General features: G+C 64.8%; 18 protein-coding genes. 7 read left to right on the top strand and 11 right to left on the bottom strand.

The window, feature by feature from the left end:
• Positions 1–10: 10 nt before the first annotated feature.
• Together ABIB99_RS22200 and ABIB99_RS22195 are read left to right on the top strand one after the other, a co-directional pair.
• The gene (locus ABIB99_RS22200; protein ID WP_354177553.1) at positions 11–1,309 is read left to right on the top strand and encodes an HlyD family secretion protein; all 1,299 of its coding nucleotides are present in this window, start codon (positions 11–13) and stop codon (positions 1,307–1,309) included.
• A gap of 256 nt (positions 1,310–1,565) precedes the next feature.
• The gene (locus ABIB99_RS22195) at positions 1,566–2,612 is read left to right on the top strand and encodes a helix-turn-helix domain-containing protein (RefSeq protein WP_063986513.1); all 1,047 of its coding nucleotides are present in this window, start codon (positions 1,566–1,568) and stop codon (positions 2,610–2,612) included.
• Positions 2,613–2,807: 195 nt separating this feature from the next.
• On the opposite strand, the gene ABIB99_RS22190 is transcribed toward ABIB99_RS22195, so the two are convergent.
• The 10 genes from ABIB99_RS22190 to ABIB99_RS22145 all read right to left on the bottom strand — a co-directional run bounded on the left by ABIB99_RS22190 (position 2,808) and on the right by ABIB99_RS22145 (position 11,596).
• Positions 2,808–3,746, bottom strand: coding sequence for an ACP S-malonyltransferase (locus tag ABIB99_RS22190; protein WP_354177552.1), 939 nt, complete (start codon positions 3,744–3,746; stop codon positions 2,808–2,810).
• Between the two features lie 9 nt (positions 3,747–3,755).
• Entirely contained in the window at positions 3,756–4,706 is a 951-nt protein-coding gene (locus tag ABIB99_RS22185) for an AEC family transporter (RefSeq protein WP_208086004.1), read from the bottom strand.
• Positions 4,703–5,584, bottom strand: coding sequence for a triphosphoribosyl-dephospho-CoA synthase MdcB (gene mdcB / locus ABIB99_RS22180; protein WP_063984271.1), 882 nt, complete (start codon positions 5,582–5,584; stop codon positions 4,703–4,705). The genes ABIB99_RS22185 and mdcB overlap by 4 nt, the downstream gene beginning before the upstream one ends.
• On the bottom strand, positions 5,581–6,261 hold the full coding sequence (gene mdcG, locus ABIB99_RS22175; RefSeq protein WP_063984272.1) for a malonate decarboxylase holo-[acyl-carrier-protein] synthase: 681 nt from the start codon (positions 6,259–6,261) through the stop codon (positions 5,581–5,583). The genes mdcB and mdcG overlap by 4 nt, the downstream gene beginning before the upstream one ends.
• Positions 6,236–6,958 carry a biotin-independent malonate decarboxylase subunit gamma gene (gene mdcE, locus ABIB99_RS22170; RefSeq protein ID WP_063984273.1) on the bottom strand — a complete coding sequence of 241 codons (723 nt, stop codon included), beginning with the start codon at positions 6,956–6,958 and terminating at the stop codon, positions 6,236–6,238. Before mdcE ends, mdcG begins: the two co-directional genes overlap by 26 nt.
• A complete protein-coding gene (locus ABIB99_RS22165) occupies positions 6,945–7,883 on the bottom strand; it encodes a biotin-independent malonate decarboxylase subunit beta (RefSeq protein WP_354177551.1) in 939 nt (312 codons plus the stop codon). Before ABIB99_RS22165 ends, mdcE begins: the two co-directional genes overlap by 14 nt.
• Positions 7,880–8,197 (bottom strand): malonate decarboxylase acyl carrier protein, encoded by a 318-nt coding sequence (gene mdcC / locus ABIB99_RS22160; protein ID WP_063984275.1) that lies wholly within the window; start codon positions 8,195–8,197, stop codon positions 7,880–7,882. The genes ABIB99_RS22165 and mdcC overlap by 4 nt, the downstream gene beginning before the upstream one ends.
• Before the next feature lie 9 nt (positions 8,198–8,206).
• A complete protein-coding gene (gene mdcA, locus ABIB99_RS22155; RefSeq protein ID WP_063984276.1) occupies positions 8,207–9,853 on the bottom strand; it encodes a malonate decarboxylase subunit alpha in 1,647 nt (548 codons plus the stop codon).
• Positions 9,850–10,716, bottom strand: coding sequence for an MBL fold metallo-hydrolase (locus ABIB99_RS22150; RefSeq protein ID WP_208086001.1), 867 nt, complete (start codon positions 10,714–10,716; stop codon positions 9,850–9,852). The genes mdcA and ABIB99_RS22150 overlap by 4 nt, the downstream gene beginning before the upstream one ends.
• Before the next feature lie 94 nt (positions 10,717–10,810).
• Complete coding sequence (locus ABIB99_RS22145; protein ID WP_063984278.1) at positions 10,811–11,596, bottom strand: alpha/beta hydrolase; 786 nt, start codon at positions 11,594–11,596, stop codon at positions 10,811–10,813.
• A 305-nt stretch (positions 11,597–11,901) separates the two neighbouring features.
• Between ABIB99_RS22145 and ABIB99_RS22140 the strand changes: the two genes are divergently transcribed.
• Entirely contained in the window at positions 11,902–12,243 is a 342-nt protein-coding gene (locus tag ABIB99_RS22140; protein ID WP_085401747.1) for a hypothetical protein, read from the top strand.
• A 336-nt stretch (positions 12,244–12,579) separates the two neighbouring features.
• Here ABIB99_RS22140 and ABIB99_RS22135 read toward each other — a convergent pair whose 3' ends face one another.
• Complete coding sequence (locus tag ABIB99_RS22135; protein WP_085401748.1) at positions 12,580–12,984, bottom strand: hypothetical protein; 405 nt, start codon at positions 12,982–12,984, stop codon at positions 12,580–12,582.
• A 23-nt stretch (positions 12,985–13,007) separates the two neighbouring features.
• On the opposite strand from ABIB99_RS22135, the gene ABIB99_RS22130 reads away from it, so the two are divergent.
• From ABIB99_RS22130 to ABIB99_RS22115, 4 genes are all read left to right on the top strand, one after another.
• The gene (locus tag ABIB99_RS22130) at positions 13,008–14,180 is read left to right on the top strand and encodes an efflux RND transporter periplasmic adaptor subunit (RefSeq protein WP_208086000.1); all 1,173 of its coding nucleotides are present in this window, start codon (positions 13,008–13,010) and stop codon (positions 14,178–14,180) included.
• Entirely contained in the window at positions 14,177–17,320 is a 3,144-nt protein-coding gene (locus tag ABIB99_RS22125) for an efflux RND transporter permease subunit (RefSeq protein WP_354177550.1), read from the top strand. Before ABIB99_RS22130 ends, ABIB99_RS22125 begins: the two co-directional genes overlap by 4 nt.
• Complete coding sequence (locus tag ABIB99_RS22120) at positions 17,307–17,723, top strand: thioesterase family protein (RefSeq protein ID WP_354177549.1); 417 nt, start codon at positions 17,307–17,309, stop codon at positions 17,721–17,723. Before ABIB99_RS22125 ends, ABIB99_RS22120 begins: the two co-directional genes overlap by 14 nt.
• A 168-nt stretch (positions 17,724–17,891) precedes the next feature.
• The gene (locus ABIB99_RS22115; protein ID WP_354177548.1) at positions 17,892–19,847 is read left to right on the top strand and encodes a PAS domain-containing sensor histidine kinase; all 1,956 of its coding nucleotides are present in this window, start codon (positions 17,892–17,894) and stop codon (positions 19,845–19,847) included.
• The last annotated feature ends 8 nt before the right edge of the window (positions 19,848–19,855 follow it).

The raw sequence follows: 19,855 nt of genomic DNA, 5'->3' as shown, positions 1-19,855 counted from the left end.
GGAGAAAGTCATGGACGCGGCTCTGCCTCGAGATGCGGCCTTTCCGCCCCACCCCGAATCTTCAGCCGAAGCATGGGCGGACGCAGCCGACGCCGTCGCGTGTTCCAGCCCGACGGAGGCCGCGGCGCACGCGACCAGCGACCGCGCCGCGAACGATGGCGAAGCTTCCCGTCAGGCGACGCTATTGACGCGCTCGCTGCGCAAGGCCGCCGGGCGTTTCATGGCCGGCGTCGGCAAGCATTTTGCCACCCTTGCCATCGCCCTGGTCGCCATCCTGATATCGGTTGCAACCTGGCAGCACTATGTCACCGCGCCCTGGACGCGCAATGGCAGCGTGCGCGTGCAGGTCGCCAATGTCGCGCCGCAGATCGCAGGCAAAATCGTGGAGCTGCGGGTGGCCGACAACCAGTTCGTCCACAAGGGTGACGTGCTTTACGTCATCGATCCCTTCGACTTCGACGTAGCCGTCCGCATCGGCAAGGCCCTCGTCGACCAGCGGGCGGCGGACCTGGAGGTGAAGCAGGCCGAGTCCGACCGGCGCCGGCGTCTGTCCGACCTCGCGACGACGCCAGAGGAGCAGCAGATCTTCGCCGGCAACGCCTCGCAGGCGAAGGCCGCCTACGCAGCGGCCGCTCACCAGCTTGCACAGGCGGAATTGAACTTGAAGCGCACCAATGTGCTCAGCCCCGTCGACGGCTATGTCACCAATCTCCTGCTACGCGTCGGCGACTATGCGCTGACCGGCGTCACCAACGTCTCCATCATCGATTCCAACAGCTTCTGGATCGACGGTTATTTCGAGGAAACCAAGATGGCGCATGTCTGCGTCGGCGATCGCGTCGAGGCACAGCTCATCGGTTACTCCAAGCCGATCCTGGGACATGTGAAAACCGTGACCCGCGGCATCAGCCCGTCAAACGCCGCGGTGGGCACGCAAGGTCTGCCCAACGTGGACCCGATCTACACCTGGGTGCGGCTTGCACAGCGCATACCGGTTCGGGTCGCCATCGACACGGTGCCGCCGGGCGTGCCGTTGGTCTCCGGCATGACGGCCACGGTGACGATCCGGCAGCCCAATGCGGTCGATCGCCAGACCTGGCCTCATCGGCTCCGCACGACCTTCGTGGACCCAATGTTTGATGTGTTCGGCGCAGGAGATCCGCCGCGCCCCAACTGCCTCCAATCCCCATCCCAGCAGCCTCCCGAGGTGACGGCGCTTCCCTACGCGCGGGTGCCCGCAATTCCGCCGGCGGAGAAGATCGCGCCCGGACTCACCCCCGGCATCGATGCCTCGCCACGCCTTCCCTGAATCCGGTCAGATCGCCCGACCTGAAGAGAGCTGCATCGCGCCGCAACATCGGAACTCACAACGCAGGCCTTTGATTCTTCTTGCTTAATTCGGAATTTCGCGACGTTCCGACGCACCTGCAGCTTTCGCAAAATCTAACACGATTTCAGCAACGCTAACGGGCCTTGTGGCGGCATCAGACATATCGTTCGAGCGTCAACCAATGGCATTCAGCAGCCGTCACGGCGGCAGCGGAATCCAAAAGACGGGACGAACGATGCTCACCGATATGCAAGCGGCCGGCGCCCGATTGACACATCAACCCGGCGCCCGCGAACCGGATTTCTCTCAGGGGGCACGCGCATTCCCCCACGAACGAAAATGGCGCCAGCCCGAGCAACGCGCGGGCGTCGCGCGCGAGGACATCACGATCTCGCGCTTTACCTATGCCCAGACGGCCGTCAGGCGCGAGGATGCAACGACGCCTCCCGACCGGTACTTCTTCTCGATCGCCCTGAAGAGCACACGTCTCAAGCTGACCAGAGGCAGTCAGACCATTTTCGACGGCGCCATGCCGGCAGGCACGCTCTATGTCGGCGCGCCGTCGAAGCCGCTCCGCGCGCAGTTTCTTGCGCCGTGCGATTTCCTGCACTTCCACATCTCGGCTAATTGCTTTCCATCTCCACAGCAGGGAACGGAGCCGCTCGCGCCCGAATGCCTGAACGATCTCCTTCTGTTGCGCGACCCGTTCGCCGAGCAGCTCGCAAAGGCGCTGACCGAACAAGGCCATTCGGCCGATCGCGAATTTGCGTGCTGCATCGCCCAGACGCTGGTGATGCACGTCGCTCGGCGCGAGCCCCCGCGTACGAAAGTCAACGCCTTGCCGAAATGGCGGCTCCGACGCGTCGAGGAGTATGTCAGGGCGCGCTTCGACCACTCCATCAGCCTATCCGACCTCGCCGGCGTCGCGGGATTGTCCCGGATGCACTTCGCAGCGCAGTTTCGCGCCGCGACTGGATACCGGCCGCGCGAGTATCTCCTGCAACAGCGCATCGAGCATGCAAAATCTCTCCTGTCGAATACCGAGACGCCGCTGGTCGAGGCGGCGCTGGCCGTCGGTTTCTGCACGCAGGCGCATTTCTCGACGGTCTTCAAACGTCTGACAGGCGACACGCCGGCACGTTGGCGATGCACCAGCCGGAACGCATTGGCGTCACCCAGGCTCGCTGAATGCGACCCGGTTCCGTCACGCGAGCCGGTGTCTCATGTCCTGCCGGCGGACCTTCGTGAATCATGCGAAATGAGAAACAGCGTGGGGACGTGAAATACTTTGCACGCCGGATCGGCGATGCTGGCAGTGTTAGTGACTGAGACCCCAAGTCACGGCTCGAGCCTTCTCCTCCCAGGCATGCGAGCATTGGGCCGTCCTTCCCACAAGGACGGCCCCTTTTTTTTGCCTCGCCGCACGTCGATCCGGAGCGCGCCGTCCGTCCGATTCCGGAACGATGCTGTCGCCATTTCAGTCGCTGAGATGCCGCGCAAGCCAGTTGCGCACGCCCTGAAGACTCCTGAAATCGTCCAGCGACCGCACCGGAAGGCCGGGCTCGATGCTCGCAACCATCCGGCTCAGTGCATGTCCAGGTCCAAATTCGAGAAATGCCGTGGCACCCGCTTCGAGACAGCTTTGCAGGCAATTTCCCCACTGCACGGTTTGCGAGATCTGCGCGGCGAGCTTGTCGTGGCCCGTCTCGGCGGAGACGACCGAACCGCCATCGATGCCGCTCAGGATGCGCGCACCGGCGGCCGACGGGAACGCCACCGGCGCCAACCGCAAGACTTCGCGAAACACGACCGACGCCTCGGCGAGCCGTCCGGTGTGGGAGGCAACCCGAACCGGCAGATCGACGATCCTTGTGGCACGCATCGCCCTCGCCTCTCCGGCAATTCCGTTCAATGCCTCCCGGCCACCGCCGATCACGAAGGCATCGCCTGGATTGACGATGGCGATCGCCGCACCGTGGCGCTCGCAAAGGCGCTTAATATCGTCATGTGAAAGACCGCGGACAAAGATCAGCCCGTCACCGGCGCAGGTGGCGGCGTCCATTGCTTCCGCGCGGCGCACTGCGAGGTCGAGCGTGAGGACCGGTTCGAACAGATCTCCCACGCCCCATGCCGCCACCTCACCGACGCTATAGCCTGCGATGATGGCGCCATGTGGAATGATGTCCTCGAGCCCGGCAGCGGCGGCCAGTGCCTGCAACGTGCATAGAATCTGGCCGGACCGGTTGCGATGCAGAGCCTCGTCAGATTCGCTGCGCACGAAATCGCGCGGATCCCTGCCGCCCAGCAACGTTGCCGCGTGTGCAAACAGGTGCGTCGCTTCCGGCGCATCGCCCGTCAGGGCGAACATGTCCCGATGCTGTCCGCCTTGTCCCGAGCACAGGATCGCAAGTGTCATGATCGCCGCCTAGTGCGGAAAGAGCACGGCGATCGCGACCGCCATGGTCGCGACGCTGAATCCGGTGCTCGAAATGACCATCGAGCCGACCGCTGCGGAGTCCAGCCGGTAGTTGACCGCAAACAGGATGCCGAAAAAGCCGGAAGGCACCGCGGCGAGGAGAATGGCCGTCCTCGCTGTGTCGGGAGCGATTGGAAAGACGTGAGTGATTGCAACGGCTGCGAGCGGCCGAACCACGTCCGCGGCCACGGTTGCGGCCGCGATCTTCCAGTTCAGGCGGAACGACTGTGCCGACAGGATGGCTCCGGTCAGGAACAGCGCGACGCCGGCGGCCGAACTCCCGATCAGCGCGAGGCAGGCATGAGCGAGCGCGTCGAGGCTCAGATCCGACACCGAAAACAGGATGCCGAACACGGGCGCGAGCACGACCGGCTTGGTGATCGCGCGCCCCACTGCCGTCAGCATCTGCCGCGCCGCCATTTCCTCGCCACGGGACCTGGCGGCGTCCATTTCCGCCATGATCAGGGTCACCGGGCTGATGAGGACCGAACCGGTTGCCAATGCGACGGCGACCGGAACGGCGCCCGCCTGTCCCGCGACGGATGTCAGGATTGGAAGACCGACGCCGGCAAGATTTGGAAAGCCAACCGTGAGTGCCTGAATCGACGCATCGGGCCGCGACACCTTGAACAACCTGCGCGCGGCAAGATACCAGGCGGCATAGAGCAACGACATCGTTATGCCGAGCACCAGAAACAGCGGAACCTGCTCGATCATCTCGCTGCGCGACGCCGAGGCGGTCGCGGCGAACAGCGACGCCGGCACGGCGAAATCCATCACGAGTGCGTTGAGAGCATCGACATGGAGATTGTCGACGACATGAAACCTTCCGGCGGCGTATCCCAGCAGCAGGACAAAGAACACCGGCACCAGCGCCATCAGGATTGCATTGGACATCATGGCCCCGGCGCGTCGTGGGCATCGACGAAGAGCGACATCGCAAGCAGGTCAGCCGAGCCACCGGGACTGAGACGACGCGCGACGAAGCTTTCATGGATCCATCGCGCGCTGACGCGCCAGCCGGGAGCGCGCACGCCGCCGGCATCGATGAAGCGACGTGCCGCGCGACGCGCAAAGCGAAGCCCCTCGAGCCCGCCACGATGCAGCAGATTCGTGTCTTCCACTGACGCAATCAGGGCAAAGCACGCTTCGACCCGAGCCGCTTCCGCATCCTCGGGCGTGGCAGGCATTGTTCTCCTCAGGGCCGGCAAGCCGATCCGGTAGACGCTGGGAAACCCGCTCGCCGCCTCGATACGGGCTCCGCCTGCGCGAAAGCGGCGGCGAGCAGCGCTGCCATGGCTGTGCAGCAACACCGGACCGTCGAGTATGCTGGCGCCCCAGAGGCGTGCCACGACGTCGCCGAGCGGAAGTGCCGAATCGACCAGCCCGCCGGCCCTCGCACCGGCCGCCGCGCACAACAGGCCAAGACCGAAGATCGCGCCGCGATGCGTATTGACGCCCGCGGTCGCCTCGAGCATCGCCCGTTCGGCCTCCAGGCCGATGACCCGCAGCACTCCCATGCCGCAACCGAGCGCGCCCGCTTCGGCAAGGCTTTGAAGGTAAGGCCTGATGGCCGCAGCGCTGCGACGAAACGTGCCGGCATCCATGTCGACGTGACTGCCATTGTCGACATGGCTCACGAGCCCCGGCTTGGGCCAGGTTTCCAGCTCCATGGCGAGGCAATCGGCAGCGAAGCCGCCGATGGCCCAGATACCGGACGGCATCTGCCTCCGGCTGGAAACAAGCGGTTCGATACTTCGCGCGGCCGCTGTGGTCATGATCCCATCGCTCCCGAAATGAATCGATCCCTGTCGAGCAGGGCCACGCACCCGATGGTCTTGACCAGAAGCTGGTCCGTGCCGGCATGGAATTCGCGCCAGTTCACCGCTGCACCATCCGCGCGCATCAATTCACCATCGAGCCGCATCGGCGCATCGGTCTCGATCGCAGCCACGTCGGCGGCGAGCCGATCCAGATCGGTTTCGCGGGGGAACGCGAACAGGATATCGAGGTCGGAACGAGCGGTCACGTAATCGAGCCCGGTCAGCGATTGCCATGCGAGGCTGCCGAACACGCGCACGTCCACCGAATGACGAAGCGCGAGCCCGTCGAGCCGATCGAGCGTCGGCCACCAGTTGCGCGGCGCCGAGCCGCGCACCTGCCGCAGCGCGGGCGGCCTCGCGACCGAGGTGACGTGGTCGATATCCGCGAGAAACGACAGCCGTTTCTTGCCGGCGGAGGGCGGCAACGGCAGGCCGAGTGCAAGGCCGGTCGCTTCGCTAGGCAGAGCGCGCCGCCTGATCGTCGGCCATCCCATTTCGGACCAACGCGAAACCAGCGGGTCGGCTGCGAGATCGCCGCGCATCCCGATCATCGCGCGCCAACCCTGCGGGCTGACAAAGACGAGGTCGTGGCGACCGACCGGCGGTTCAGCGGGTTTGCAGGGCAAGGTCACGAACGCGCTCCGCGATATCGGCGGCCTTCGGCCGGCCACCGCGCTCCTTGCCGAGCGCATCTCTTCGATCCCGCGCAGCCGGCATGTCGGCGAGCAGCGCCTCCAGCTGGTCTGCGAGCGAGGTGGCGTCGCTCCATGTCATATGAACGGCACCCATCTGCTCGAGATTGGAGAGCCCCGGCGCGAAAACCGGCGTCGATTTGGCTTTCTCCTCAAGAGCGGTCATCGACAATTTGGTGACCTTCGCCATCGACGGCAGATCCATCACCGCGGGAGAGGCGCCGGGCAATCCGACCAGCACGCGCGTCGCAAGGCCCGTCGCAAGCAGGGCCCCCGCCGCCGAGTGGCCGTAGAGAAGACCGATGGTCGGGCGGCCGTGCATGTCCGCGTGGATCAGCACTTTCGCCAGATGCGCGAGGAATTCGTTGAGCCCGAGCAGCTCGTCACGCTTGCTCATGCGCTGGCTGTCGCTGTCGACGAGCACCAGGATCGGTCCGCTCCCCCGGTCGATCGACTCCAGGACATGCGCGGAAAGTCTGATCGCCTCGTCGACGCCGAGCGCAGTCCGATCCGCAACACCAATCACGAGTATCCTGCCACCGGACCGCAGCGTCGCGGCGCCGGCAATGACGCCATTGTCGTTCCTGACCTCATGGCCGTCGGGAAACAGCGAGGCGAGAATGTCATCGAGCGTCACGACTGCTCCTCCCGATCCTGCTAGCGAGCGCAATGAACTGGTCGGCCGGCAATTCCGGAACCGTTTCCGCATGCGCAACACCTTCCACGGTCCAGATATCGACGGCGTCCTGGCAAGCGCCGAAGCGGCGCAACCTGTCGGCGAGACGTCCCTGCTCCGCCCTGAGCTGGTCGAGGCCGAAGGGGCCAATCAACCCGATCAGCTCGAGTGCGGCCTCGCGAAAATCCTGCACGGTGTCATCGGCGAAGACGTCGGCTGCGCCGAGCAGCCGCCGGTGCTTGCCGCCCATGGTGCGCCAGACCAGGGCACGGTCACGGGAGTCGAACTCCTCGACGCCGCGATTGGTCTCGATCACCTCGGGGCCCGAAACCGCGATCCGTCCCGCCTCCGACACGGCGAGCGCGGAGCAACAGCCTGCGATCAGACCGCCGCCGCCATAGCAGCCGGAGCGCCCGCCGATCAGGCCGATGACCTTCACGCCAGCACTGCGCGCCTCCATCACCGCACGCATGATCTCGGCGATGGCGAGCTCACCGGCATTGGCCTCCTGCAGACGGACGCCGCCGGTATCGAGCAGGATCAGAACGGGGATCGATCCGATCTCGCGCGCTGCGCGGAGCAGACCCAGCAGTTTGGCGCCGTGCACCTCGCCGAAGGCGCCGCCCATGAAACGTCCTTCCTGCGCGGCGACGAATACCGGCGCGCCGCCGAGCCGGCCATGGCCGACGACGATGCCGTCATCGAACTGCTCGGGAAGGCCGAATATCTCCAGATGCGGACTGACCTCGCGCTGTTCCGGCCCGATGAACTCGACCAGGCTGCCGGCATCAAGCAGCAGATCAAGCCTCGTCCGCGCCGATGCCTCGTTGAAGCTCGTGCTGCGGGCTCGTTCGGCCGGGGCGATGTGCGGGAGCGGCGCGGTCATTGCTCGCTCCCCGCGATCAATCGCACCGCCTGCGCCAGCCGAAGCGAGACCGTGTCGGGGCGCGCGCCGCCGTCATTGATGGAGAATTTCAGCCCGCCAGGCGAATAGCGCTCGACGAAATCTCCAATGACGGCGCTCCAGACTTCGCCGAAGCCCATCGCCGCGGTTTTGATCTCCACCGCGCATTCCGCATCCGGCAGGACGCGCTCGACCAGGACTTCCAGATTGCCCGAGGCGACCACGCCCACGATCGCGCTCTGCCTGATACCGCCCGCACGCTCGCGAACCGGGTGATGAAAGCTGAGATCTTCCATGGCCTGTCCTCACCAGTTCCTGAATTTCGACGGTGGCGCGTAGAGCCCGCCCGACCAGCGCACGAGATCCTTGATCGAGCGCGCCGCCAGCATGTTGCGATCCGCATCGAGCGGATTGATGCCGATATCTTCCGGCCGCCGGATCACGCCGCGCTCGCGCAGCTGCGCGACCATGCTGCGATCCCGCCCGCGACCGACATCGGTGTATCCGGCGACGCCGCGGATCGCCTGCTCGCGTTCTTGCGCCGTACGGCACAACAGGAGGTTTGCCACGCCCTCCTCGGTAACGATGTGCGTGACGTCGTCGCCGTAGATCATCACCGGCGCGAGCTCGAGGTTGAGCTTCTCGGCGAGCTCGATCGCATCGAGCTTGTCGACGAACAACGGGACGTTCTTGTCGCCGAAGGTCTCGCCAATCTGCACCACCAGCTTGCGGCCCCGGCGCAACGGCGCCGGGCTGTCCGGATCGGCCTCCGCTCCGGCCTTCAGCCAGGGCTCGCTCGGATGCCTGCGCCCGCGTGCATCCGCGCCCATGTTCGGCGCGCCGCCGAACCCGGCGATGCGCGAGGTGGTGATGGTCGAGGAATTTCCCTGGAGATCGATCTGCAGCGTGGAGCCGATGAACATGTCGCAGGCATAGAGCCCGGCGGTCTGACAAAAGGCGCGGTTGGAGCGCAGCGAGCCGTCGGGACCGGTGAAATAGATGTCGGATCGCGCCCGGATGTACTCGTCCATCCCGACCTCCGAGCCGAACGAGTGGATTTGCCGGACCCAACCGGACTCGATCGCGGGAATGAGCGCGGGATGCGGATTCAAGGCGAAGTGGGTTGCGATCCTGCCCTTCAGGCCCAGCCTCTCGCCGAACGTCGGCAGCAGGAGCTCGATCGCGGCCGTGCTGAAGCCGATCCCGTGATTGATCCGCTGCACGCCATAGGGCCCGTAGATGCCCTTGATCGCGAGCATCGCGGTCAGGATCTGCCCCTCGGTGATCGCCGCGGGATCGCGCGTGAATAGTGGCTCGACGAAGAACGGCTTGTCGGACTTGACGACGAAATGGACGCGGTCCGCCGGGATATCGACCCGCGGAACCGTCTCGACGATCTCGTTGACCTGGGCGATCACGACGCCGTCCTTGAACGCCGTTGCCTCCACCACGGTGGGCGTGTCCTCGGTGTTCGGGCCGGTGTAGAGGTTGCCGTCACGGTCGGCGCTGACGGCGGCGATCAGGGCGACGTGCGGGGTGAGATCGATGAAGTAGCGCGCGAACAGTTCGAGATAGGTGTGAATTGCTCCCAGCTCGATCTTGCCGCCGAACAGCATGCGCGCGATGCGCGCCGATTGCGGCCCGGAATAGGCATAGTCGAGCCGCTTCGCGACCCCGCGGTCGAACAGGTCCAGATGTTCGGGCAGAACGACGCCCGACTGCACCATGTGCAGATCGTTGACCTTGGACAGATCGACCGCCAGCAGCGCGCGGCTCAAGAGATCCGCCTGCTTCTGGTTGTCGCCTTCGAGGCAAACCCGGTCGCCCGGCCGGATCACGGCCTCCAGCAGGCGCGTTGCGTCGGATGCTTCCACGACCTTGCCGTGGGCCAGGCCGGCACCGGCCGCAATGCGGGCATCGCGCGCGGCGCGGTTGTTCTGCCAGCTCGTCATGACCTTGGCCCCTTTGCGGCGTTGGCTCCGCTCCAGAGCGATCCCGGATTGGCACGGTCGGGATGAAGCGCGAGCATCGCCTCGTAGAGCTCGCGCGGAGAAATCGTCGCCTGGTCGAGGCGGTTGAAATCGAGCAGATATTGCCGGGTCTCCGCGATGTTGCGCGGATCGTCATCGTTCTCCGGCTTCTTGTGTCCGGCCACCACGAAGCGCGGCTTCAACGCTTCGAGCCGATCGAGCGCGGCGATCCATTCGAGCCGGCTCTGCGTGTCGGTTTCGGCGAGATAAGGATGAATGCCGTTGTACACGGTGTCGCCGGCGACGATCAGATCGAGAGACGGGACATGAAGGGCGGTGGAGCGCGCCGTGTCGGTTGGTCCCATGTCGATGACGACGAGCTTGTGTCCCTCGAGCGTGAGCTCGCCTTCGAGAGGCTCTGCAGCGACCAAGCGCTGTGCGATCTCGCCCGGAAAGCGCTTGCGCCAGAAACCGTCGAGCGATGCCGGCGAAAGCTGCGTCTTCATCTCGTCGACAACCTCGGGAACGGCAACGGCGCTTGCCCGCGGAAAGCGATCGAGCAGCGGCGCGAGGCCGAAGAAATGATCACCGTGGCCATGCGTGACGTAGATCGCGGTCAGATTTCGCTCCCGCGACACGACCCAATCCAGCAACGTCTTCGACTGCCCGGCGGTCAGGAACGTGTCGACGAGGATGGCATCCCGCTCGCCGTAGATCAGCGTCGACGAATTCGCGACCCACATCAGGTCCGGATTGCCGGAGGGCAGATCGCGGCTCAGTCCAGCCCGCTTCACCGTCGTCACGTCCCAGTCCAGGATCGTGCCGGTCGTCTCGATCATGCTCATGGAATTCTCCGGAGGGGCAGTCGGGCCGGCGGGAGTGCTGTCTCTCCCGCCGCCCTTCCTTCTGCCGGCCGTGCGTCAGGACCGGCAAAACGCGTCAGCGGGTGGCCGGTTGATCGATGCTGCGAGCGGCACGGGTGATGATCTCCGCCACTTCCTTCGGATGCGACTCGTAGACCGAGTGGCTTGCACCCGGGATCACGGTGGTGTGGCTCTTGGCGCGCTCGTAATACCAGCGCTCGAGATCCGGATTGATGATCTGGTCGTTGCCGGCAACGATGCCCCAGCTCGGTTTGGTCTTCCACGCAGCCGCCGTCAGCGGCGTGCTGAACACCTGCGTCGCGGCCAGAACCTGGGAGCGTGATTCGAACTCCGCCTGCTCGCGCGGCAGATCGGGGGCGAACAGCTTGGGGAATTGCACAGGATCGAGATAGGTGAATTTGTCGGGCGTGACCTTGATGGCGCCTTCGGTCTTTCCAAGGACGCTCGGCGTCTTCTTGCCCAGCGCCGCTTCGTCCTCTCCGACGTCGGGCGCATGCGCAGCGACGTAGACCAGGCCGACCACGTTGGGATGAACACCCGCCTCGGTGATGATCGAGCCGCCATAGCTGTGGCCGACCAGAAGCGTCGGGCCATTCTGGAGATCGAGCAGCCGCTTCGCCGCCGTGACATCATCGCCAAACGACGTCTCGGGCTCCTGCAGCATGCTGACGCGGAAGCCTTCCTTGACCAGGATCTCGTAGACCGGCTTCCAGCCGGACGCATCGACCCAGGCGCCGTGCACCAGGACGATGTTCTTCGGGGGTTCAGCGCGCGCCGGGGCGACGGTCGCGAACAGGGAGAGAGTGGCAGCGAAGGCGAGGCCAGCGTTGAGGTGTTTCATGTCGGGATCACTCCGGGTTGGAATGGTGCGACAGTAGTGTCGACGCTTGCCCGCGTATTTCGGCAAACAACGGCCCTTGCCACTTCGCACGTCGGGACATGCCGATCGAGACAGCGGCTCCTCGCGCATCCTCGGGACACTGCCTAGCTAGGGCGCGCACTTCAAAGCGCAGCGCATATGTCAGGCGTACAGACCTCTCATTACTGTGAACGGCCGGCGTTCATACGCGAAAGACGAACGATCCGCTTTGGCATTCAAGAGGTCGCATCTGATGCTGATTGAACTCCATGCATGGGATCGGACACATGACATCCACAGCAAATCTCCAGATCGCGCTTCTCATCCTGTTGTGCGCAGCTTCGCCCGCGCGTGCAGGCACTTGTGCGGACGACATCGCGAAAACCCAGATCCAGCTGGATCAGGCCATAGAAAAAGACGCGGGCGCCCACGGCTGGCAGCGGGAGAGCCTCAGCGCGCTGCGCAGTCATCAACCGACGCCTCGCTCGATTGCAGAGGCCGAAGGCGGCCGCGGAGCGGTTTTCGCGGATGCGCTGGATTCGCTTGATCGCGCACGTACCGCCGAACAAAACGGCGACACAAGCACATGCAGCCGGGAACTCGCGCATGTGCGGGCCATTCTGAAATAGCGAAAGCGAGCCGAAGCCAAAGCCGGCCAACGGCGCTGTCATCGGCGAGGCAACTCGGCGACGCGGCCGAACGAAGACGAATGCCCGCTTACGATGCGTCGAATGCCCGTTGTCGTCGTGCTGCCGGGTAGCGGGACGTGCGTTCTGGAAATACCCCACCGTTCCGCACCTCTCTAGTGCTCGACAGCATTCAGCCGGAGCATTTTTCATGCGAGAGCAGCACCCATCGAACGACGTCGGCTCGGGAAGATCCAGCTCGCACCGGTTCACCCTGATACCGCTCGCCGTGGCACTCACGGCCGGCATGCTGTGGCTCGTCCCGGCTGCGACGTCCGCTCAAACGACCATGCCGGGAATGCAGCCTTCCACCGGCATGCTGGCGACGTCGCCGCTCAACCCGCAATCCACGCGGCCCGTCGGCGTTCCGCTGGGATCGACCGAGATCGCAACACCCGGCATTTCGCCGCTCAATCCGGCGCAAAGCACGGCGGGTTGTGCCGGATCCGGCAATACCGCCTCGTCCGGAGCCTTGTTCGACGGCGGCGGACTGTCCGGGGGCTCATCCGTCACCTGCAACGGCAGCATCACGGCGGCGCCTCCGCTGCCTTCAGCATCGACGGTCGGACGCGTCGGGATACCGCTCGGAGCCACCGAGCTCGGCGGCGCCGGAATCAGTCCGTCCGTCCCGGTGCAAGGCCCTGCCGCAACGGGCAGCACGACTTCGATCAGCGGCTCAAGCAATCCCTGACATCCAGGACGGTCTCATGAAACGAAATCTCGCCATCGCGCTTGTCGCTCTCGCCGCGATTCTCGTCGGAGCCGGCCTCTGGTTCTTCGCCGCGGACCGGAAGCCGGTCGTCGCCGCCGCGCCGGTGCCCGCGGCCGTACCGGTGGTCACCGCCGCGGTCATCGGCAAGGACGTTCCGATCTATCTGCGCGGCATCGGCACCGTGATCGCCTACAACACCGATGTCGTGCGCAGCCAGATTCAGGGACAGATCGTCAAGATCGCCTTCACCGAGGGACAGACCGTCAAGGCCGGAGATCTGCTCGCCCAGATCGACCCGCGTCCCTACGAGGCCCAGATCGAGCAATTGACGGCCAATCGCGACCGAGATCAGGCCCAACTCACCAATGCCGAAGCCAATCTCTCCCGCTACAGTAAACTCGGTGACAAGGGTTATGCGACCCCGCAGCTGATCGAGACGCAGACCGCGCAGGTGGCCCAACTCAAGGCCGCCGTGAAAGCGGACCAGGCGCAGATCGACGAGGCCAACGTCCAGCTCAGCTACACGCGCCTGACATCGGCCATTCCCGGCATCACCGGCGTCCGCCAGATCGATGTCGGCAACGTGATTCATCCGACCGACCCGAACGGTCTCGTCGTCGTCACCCAGATCGAGCCGATTTCGCTGCTGTTCACCCTTCCGCAGACGGATCTGCCCGTGATCCAGGAACACGAAGCAAAAGGCCAGTTGAAGGTCATCGCCTACAGCCAGGACAACAAGATTAAGCTCGGCGAAGGCACGCTGCTGCTCGTCAACAACGAGATCGCAGGGACGACCGGCACCGTCCAGCTCAAGGCCACATTCGCCAATCACGAGCACCGGCTGTGGCCGGGACAGCTGGTGAATGCCCGGCTGCTGCTGAAGATTCAGAAGGATGCGCTGACGGTCGCCGGCTCCGCAGTCCAGCAGGGCCCGAACGGCAGCTATGTCTATGTCGTCGCTCCCAACCAGACCGCTTCCTTGCGTCCCGTTCACGTCGCACAGATCAGCGAGGGGCAGGCCCTGATCGACCAGGGACTGAAATCAGGTGATACCGTCGTCGTCGACGGTCAGTATCGGCTGACGGAAGGAAGCCAGGTTCGGGAACTGCACGGCAAGGCCGCGCGCGAAGCCGACCTGCAAAGCTCCGTGCAGGACGCGCTCCCATGAACTTGTCCGCGCCCTTCATCCTGCGGCCGATTGCAACCGCTCTGCTGATGGCGGGCCTGCTGCTGTGCGGCCTCGCGGCCTACCCCCTGTTGCCGGTCGGCGCGCTGCCGAACGTCAACTACCCGACGATCCAGATCTCGGCGCAACTGCCCGGCGCCGACCCCGGAACCATCGCCTCGTCGGTCGCGACGCCACTCGAACAGCAGCTCAGCCAGATCCCCGGCGTCACGCAGCTCACCTCGTCCAGCGCACTCGGCGTCGCCCAGCTCACGGTGCAGTTCGAGCTGTCGCGCACGGTGGACAGCGCGGCGGTCGACGTGTTCTCCGCGATCAATGCCGCGAGCCCGTACCTGCCGCAGAACATCCCCTACCCGCCGACGATCAGGAAGGTGAATCCGGCGGAAACGCCGATCATGCTGATCGCGCTGACGTCAGAGTCGATGCCGCAGACCACGGTCGATGCCTACGCGGAAAACATCCTGCTGCCCAAGATTTCCCAGGTGCCGGGCGTGGGCCTCGTCGGGATCGGCGGCCAGCAGAAGCCCGCCATCCGCATCCGCGTCAATCCGCAGGCGCTCGCCGCCCGCGGCATCGGCCTCGAAGACGTCCGCACCGTGATCGCCGGCGCCAATGTCGACCTGCCCAAGGGCACGCTCAACAGCCCGCGCGTCACTTATACGCTCAATACCAACGACCAGTTGCTGAAGCCCTCCGCCTATGAAGCCCTCATCATCGCCTATCGCAATGGCTCGCCGGTGCGGCTGCGCGACATTGGCTCGGCGATCGAGGGGCCCGAAAACGATCTGCTGGCCGGCTGGTACGGCAAGGACCCCGCCGTCATCCTCGCCGTCCAGCGCGTCCCCGGCGCCAACGTCATCGAAACCGTCGATCGCATCAAGAAACTGCTGCCGCAGCTGCAGGCCTCCGTTCCGCCGGCGATCAAGGTGACGATCGCCGCCGACCGCACCGCCACGATTCGCGCCGCGGTCTCCGATGTGCAATTCACGCTGATGTTGACCGTCGCCTTGGTGGTGATGGTCATATTCCTGTTCCTGAGGAATTTCTGGGCCACCATCATCCCGGCGATCACGGTTCCGCTGGCGCTGATCGGCACCTTCGCGGTCCTCTACGTACTCGGCTACAGTCTCGACAACCTCTCGCTGATGGCGCTGTCGATCGCGGTGGGATTCGTCGTCGACGACGCCGTGGTGGTCATCGAGAACATCGTGCGCCATCTCGAGCAGGGCATGACGCCCATGGAGGCTGCGCTCAAAGGCTCCAGCGAAATCGGCTTCACGATCGTCTCCATCACCCTGTCGCTGATCGCGGTGTTCATCCCGCTGTTCCTGATGGGCGGCTACGTCGGAAAGCTGTTCCAGGAGTTCGCCGTCACGATCACCGCCTCGCTGCTGCTGTCGCTGGTGATCTCGCTCACCTTGACGCCGATGATGTGCGCGCGCCTCCTGAAGGACGAATCACGCAGGAAGCACGGCCGGCTCTATCTCCTGTTCGAGCGCGGCTTCGATGGCCTGCTTGCGCTGTACGCGCGCGGCCTGCGAATCGTGCTGCGCCATCGTTTCGTGACGCTGCTCGTGATGCTCTCGACGATCGCGCTGACCGGCTATCTCTATGTGATCATCCCGAAAGGCTTCTTCCCGCAACAGGATACCGGACAGATCGTCGGCATCACCGAGGCTGCCCAGGACATCTCCTTCCCCGCCATGTCCGAACGCCAGCAGGCGGTCGTCGACATCCTGTCAAAGGATCCGGCGATCCAGTCGGTGGCGAGCTATATCGGTCCGGGCGGCCCGACCGCGACCCTCAACCAGGGGCGCATCTTCATCGTCCTGAAGCCGAAGCCTGAACGCAAGGCCAGCGCCGACCAGGTGATCGCGCGGCTGGAACCCCGGCTCGCCCATATCCAGGGCATCAAGCTTTACATGCAATCGGCCCAGGACATCACGATCGGCGCGCGCCTGTCGAAGACGCAGTATCAGTACACGCTGACGGACGCCGATTCCAACGAACTCAACCACTGGTCGGCGATCTTCCTGGAGAAGATCCGCGCGCTCGATCTCGTCACCGACGTCGCGAGCGACCAGGCCAATGCCGGCCCGAGGCTGCAGGTCACCGTCAATCGCGAAGTCGCCTCGAGCTTCGGCATCCTGCCCACGACGATCGACAACACCCTCGACGACGCCTTCGGTCAGCGCATCGTCTCCACCATGTTCACCTCGCTGAACCAGTACCACGTGGTCATGGAGGTCGATCCAGCCTTCCAGTATGGGCCTGACGCGCTCAAGGATATCTACCTGAACTCAGCCACCGGCCAGCAGGTCCCCCTGAGCACGCTGGTCCACACTGTCATCATGCCGGCGCCGATTCTGATCAATCACCAGGGCCTGTTTCCTTCCGTCACGATCTCGTTCAACTTGCGGCCCGGCGTCGCGCTGGGCGATGCGGTGACGGCGGTCCAGAAGATCGAGAAGGACACCGGCAAGCCCGCCTCGCTGTCGACCTCGTTCCAGGGCAACGCGCAGGCCTTCCAGTCGTCCCTGTCCGGTACGCCGCTACTGATCGGGGCGGCGCTGATCGTGATCTACATCATCCTCGGCGTCCTCTATGAGAGCCTGATCCATCCGATCACGATCCTGTCGACGCTGCCTTCCGCCGGCATCGGCGCGCTGCTGCTGCTGCTGGCGGTCCACATGGATCTCAGCGTCATCGCCATCATCGGCATCATCCTGCTGATCGGCATCGTCAAGAAGAATGGCATCATGCTGGTCGACTTCGCCCTGGAGGTGGAGCGCAATCAAGGGCTGAGCCCTGAGGAAGCGATCTACCAGGCCTGCACGCTCCGCTTTCGTCCGATCCTGATGACGACCATGGCCGCGCTACTCGGCGGTGTGCCTCTGATGCTCGGCAACGGCACCGGCGCCGAACTGCGCCAGCCGCTCGGCTACACGATCGTCGGCGGCTTGATGCTCTCGCAGATCCTGACGCTCTACACCACGCCCGTGGTCTATCTCTATCTCGACCGGCTCGGCAATTGGTTCACCAAGCGCAAGCCGCATGCGGCCGTGACACCCACCCCCTCCACGAGCGAAGTAGATGCGGGATTGGGCCATGAGTCCGCTTGATCGGGTGAGCGTCGGCATGACGGCGGAAAAGCTGGTGACCGTCACGGCCGAGATGACGGTCGGCCACGTGGTGCCGGGAATGCCTGAAGTCTACGGCACGCCGATGATGATCCTGCACATGGAGATGGCGGCGGGATCGGCGATCCAGCCGTCCCTGCCGACCGGCTATGTCAGCGTCGGGATGATGGTCGACGTCCGTCATCTGGCGGCGACGCCGGTCGGCCGCACCGTGCGCGCGGTCGCACGGGTCGTCGCCGTCGAAGCCAGGAGCGTCCTGTTCGAAGTCGAGGCCTGGGACGGCGGCCGCAAGATCGGTGACGGGACCCATCGGCGCGGCGTCGTCGATGTCGCCGAGTTCGAAAGGCGTTTCGGCGTGACGAGGCCCACCGCGGCGTTGGCCTAAGGTCGCGGAATCCTTCCCGCGGCAACATCCCGGATCTGGGCGCAGGCTCGCATGGTGACGCCGTGCGTTTTGACAAAGGGTCCGCGAAAAAGCAAAAGACCGGTTTTCCACGGTACGGTACATCGCTTGCATCCCGCGTCCGGACATCCGGGCTCGGGAATTGGTCTCATGCCCGGCGAGTATCTCTTGGACCTCTTCAATCTGCTGGCCCAGCCCGGACTCGCTCACGAAGGCAAGGAACCCGCCACGGTCCGTCACACGGGGACGCTCTGTCGCGCATCGTGGCCCGACCATTCGCGCTACGCTCATCCCGCCCTTTGGGTCCTGGGAGGCGTCGCGCTCGGCGTGTTGTCATTCACTTGCTTCCTGCTTGGGATCGACCTCACCACCAGCGCCCTCGCCCTGCTGGCCGTCATTGTCGTGTTGTCGCTGCTTGCGATCGCGAGCCTGGTCAGGCGGCAGCACCGGCTCGAGCGAGAGGACGTCTTGCGGCGGCGTCAGGTCGCCTATCTCGCCGAGGCCCAGAAGCTCAGCCACACCGGCAGCTTTGGCTGGAACGTCGCCAGCGGCGAGCTGTTCTGGTCCGAAGAGACGTTCAGGATCTTCGATCTCGAGCCGACGTTGCCGCCGTCGCTCGACACTATCCTGAAGCGTACGCATCCCGACGATCTCAATGCCGTACGCGAGGCGCTCGATCGCGCCACGAACGACAGGAACGACTTTTCCCTGGAACATCGGCTGATCCTGAGCGATGGCTCGATCAGGCACATTCGCGTGGTCGCCCGTGGAACGTCGGAAGAGCGCGGACAATTTCGGTTCATCGGCGCGGTCATGGATATCACCGCCCAGAAGAAGGACCACACCGAGCTGGAGCGGAGCGAGCAGCGGTACCGCCACCTGTTCGGTCGCATGCCGATCGCCCTCCGTCAGCTTGACGCCAGCAGATTGGTGGTGCTGTTCCGAAAGCTGCGAGCCGAGGGCATCAAGGACCTCGGCAGCTATTTCGACAGCCATCCCGACTTTCTCCGGACCTGCATGGACGCGCTCTCGTTTCAGGAAGCCAACGAACGGGCCATCCAGATGTTCGGAGGAGGCGTCGACGGCTATGTCGGGCGTTCCATGTCCGACACCTGGAAGGCACGCCCGGATACGTTTCGGCGGGCCATGGAGTCCCGCTTTCGCGGTGAAACGAACTTCGAGGAAGAAACCAAGATGGTGACGTGGGACGGCCGCGTCGTCGACGTTCTCTTCACAACGGCCCGCGTCGGTCCAATCAATGATCTCGAAATAAGCCTGGTCGCCACGATCGACATCTCGCAACGCGTCCGCGCCCAGGAGAGGCTTCGGCAGGTGCAGGCGGAGTTCGCGCATGCGGCACGCGTCTCGATGCTCGGCGAGCTCACCGCCTCCATCGCGCACGAAGTCAACCAGCCTTTGGCCGCCATCGCGACCAACGCCGCTGCCGGTCTGCGCTGGCTGAACAGGCCGATTCCCGACATGGCCGAGGTCCGCAGTACAATCGAGAATATGGCCACGGATACGAGGCGGGCCGCGGACATCGTGGCGCGTGTTCACGGGATGGCTTCGCGCAAGGCGCCGGAGCGTGCCGTTCTGTCGCTTGACGATGTCATTCGCGAGGCGCTTCTGTTCCTGCGCCACGAGATGGAGTCCCGCGGCGTAACGATCCTGCATCGGCCCGATACGGAAGCTGCACTCGTGCTCGGCGACCGCACCCAGCTCCAGCAGGTGATCGTCAATCTGGCCATCAACGCCGTGCAGGCGATGACGCAGGCGGGACGCGACCATGGCAGGATCGTCATCACCACCGCCGCGCAGGACGCGACGACCCTGTGCTGCTCCGTGGAGGACAATGGTCCCGGCATCTCCGCCGAACATGCCGGCCGGGTGTTCGAAAGCTTTTTCACGACCAAGGAGTCCGGCATGGGCATGGGACTGCCGATCTGCAGGTCCATCGTCGAAGCGCATGGCGGCCGCATCGACGCCGAAGGCCTTAGCACCGAAGCCGAAGGCCTTGGCGCCGATCGCGGCGCCCGGTTCTGGTTTACGCTGCCGATCGCGACGCCGGCGTCATCGCCGCCATCCGGTCGGGACGCCGACGCCTGACCCCGCCT

The sequence above is a fragment of the Bradyrhizobium sp. LA6.1 genome (assembly GCF_040547805.1).
Taxonomy (GTDB): Bacteria; Pseudomonadota; Alphaproteobacteria; order Rhizobiales; family Xanthobacteraceae; genus Bradyrhizobium; species Bradyrhizobium barranii.
This window is presented reverse-complemented; position numbering and strand designations above follow the sequence as displayed.

What these genes read in the sequence shown, in the direction of transcription:
- ABIB99_RS22200 (WP_354177553.1), top strand. Translation starts at nt 11, where the DNA reads ATGGACGCGGCTCTGCCTCGAGATGCGGCCTTTCCGCCCCACCCCGAA.
- ABIB99_RS22195 (WP_063986513.1), top strand. Translation starts at nt 1,566, where the DNA reads ATGCTCACCGATATGCAAGCGGCCGGCGCCCGATTGACACATCAACCC.
- ABIB99_RS22190 (WP_354177552.1), bottom strand. Translation starts at nt 3,746, where the DNA reads ATGACACTTGCGATCCTGTGCTCGGGACAAGGCGGACAGCATCGGGAC.
- ABIB99_RS22185 (WP_208086004.1), bottom strand. Translation starts at nt 4,706, where the DNA reads ATGATGTCCAATGCAATCCTGATGGCGCTGGTGCCGGTGTTCTTTGTC.
- mdcB (WP_063984271.1), bottom strand. Translation starts at nt 5,584, where the DNA reads ATGACCACAGCGGCCGCGCGAAGTATCGAACCGCTTGTTTCCAGCCGG.
- ABIB99_RS22165 (WP_354177551.1), bottom strand. Translation starts at nt 7,883, where the DNA reads ATGACCGCGCCGCTCCCGCACATCGCCCCGGCCGAACGAGCCCGCAGC.
- mdcC (WP_063984275.1), bottom strand. Translation starts at nt 8,197, where the DNA reads ATGGAAGATCTCAGCTTTCATCACCCGGTTCGCGAGCGTGCGGGCGGT.
- mdcA (WP_063984276.1), bottom strand. Translation starts at nt 9,853, where the DNA reads ATGACGAGCTGGCAGAACAACCGCGCCGCGCGCGATGCCCGCATTGCG.
- ABIB99_RS22150 (WP_208086001.1), bottom strand. Translation starts at nt 10,716, where the DNA reads ATGAGCATGATCGAGACGACCGGCACGATCCTGGACTGGGACGTGACG.
- ABIB99_RS22145 (WP_063984278.1), bottom strand. Translation starts at nt 11,596, where the DNA reads ATGAAACACCTCAACGCTGGCCTCGCCTTCGCTGCCACTCTCTCCCTG.
- ABIB99_RS22140 (WP_085401747.1), top strand. Translation starts at nt 11,902, where the DNA reads ATGACATCCACAGCAAATCTCCAGATCGCGCTTCTCATCCTGTTGTGC.
- ABIB99_RS22130 (WP_208086000.1), top strand. Translation starts at nt 13,008, where the DNA reads ATGAAACGAAATCTCGCCATCGCGCTTGTCGCTCTCGCCGCGATTCTC.
- ABIB99_RS22125 (WP_354177550.1), top strand. Translation starts at nt 14,177, where the DNA reads ATGAACTTGTCCGCGCCCTTCATCCTGCGGCCGATTGCAACCGCTCTG.
- ABIB99_RS22120 (WP_354177549.1), top strand. Translation starts at nt 17,307, where the DNA reads ATGAGTCCGCTTGATCGGGTGAGCGTCGGCATGACGGCGGAAAAGCTG.
- ABIB99_RS22115 (WP_354177548.1), top strand. Translation starts at nt 17,892, where the DNA reads ATGCCCGGCGAGTATCTCTTGGACCTCTTCAATCTGCTGGCCCAGCCC.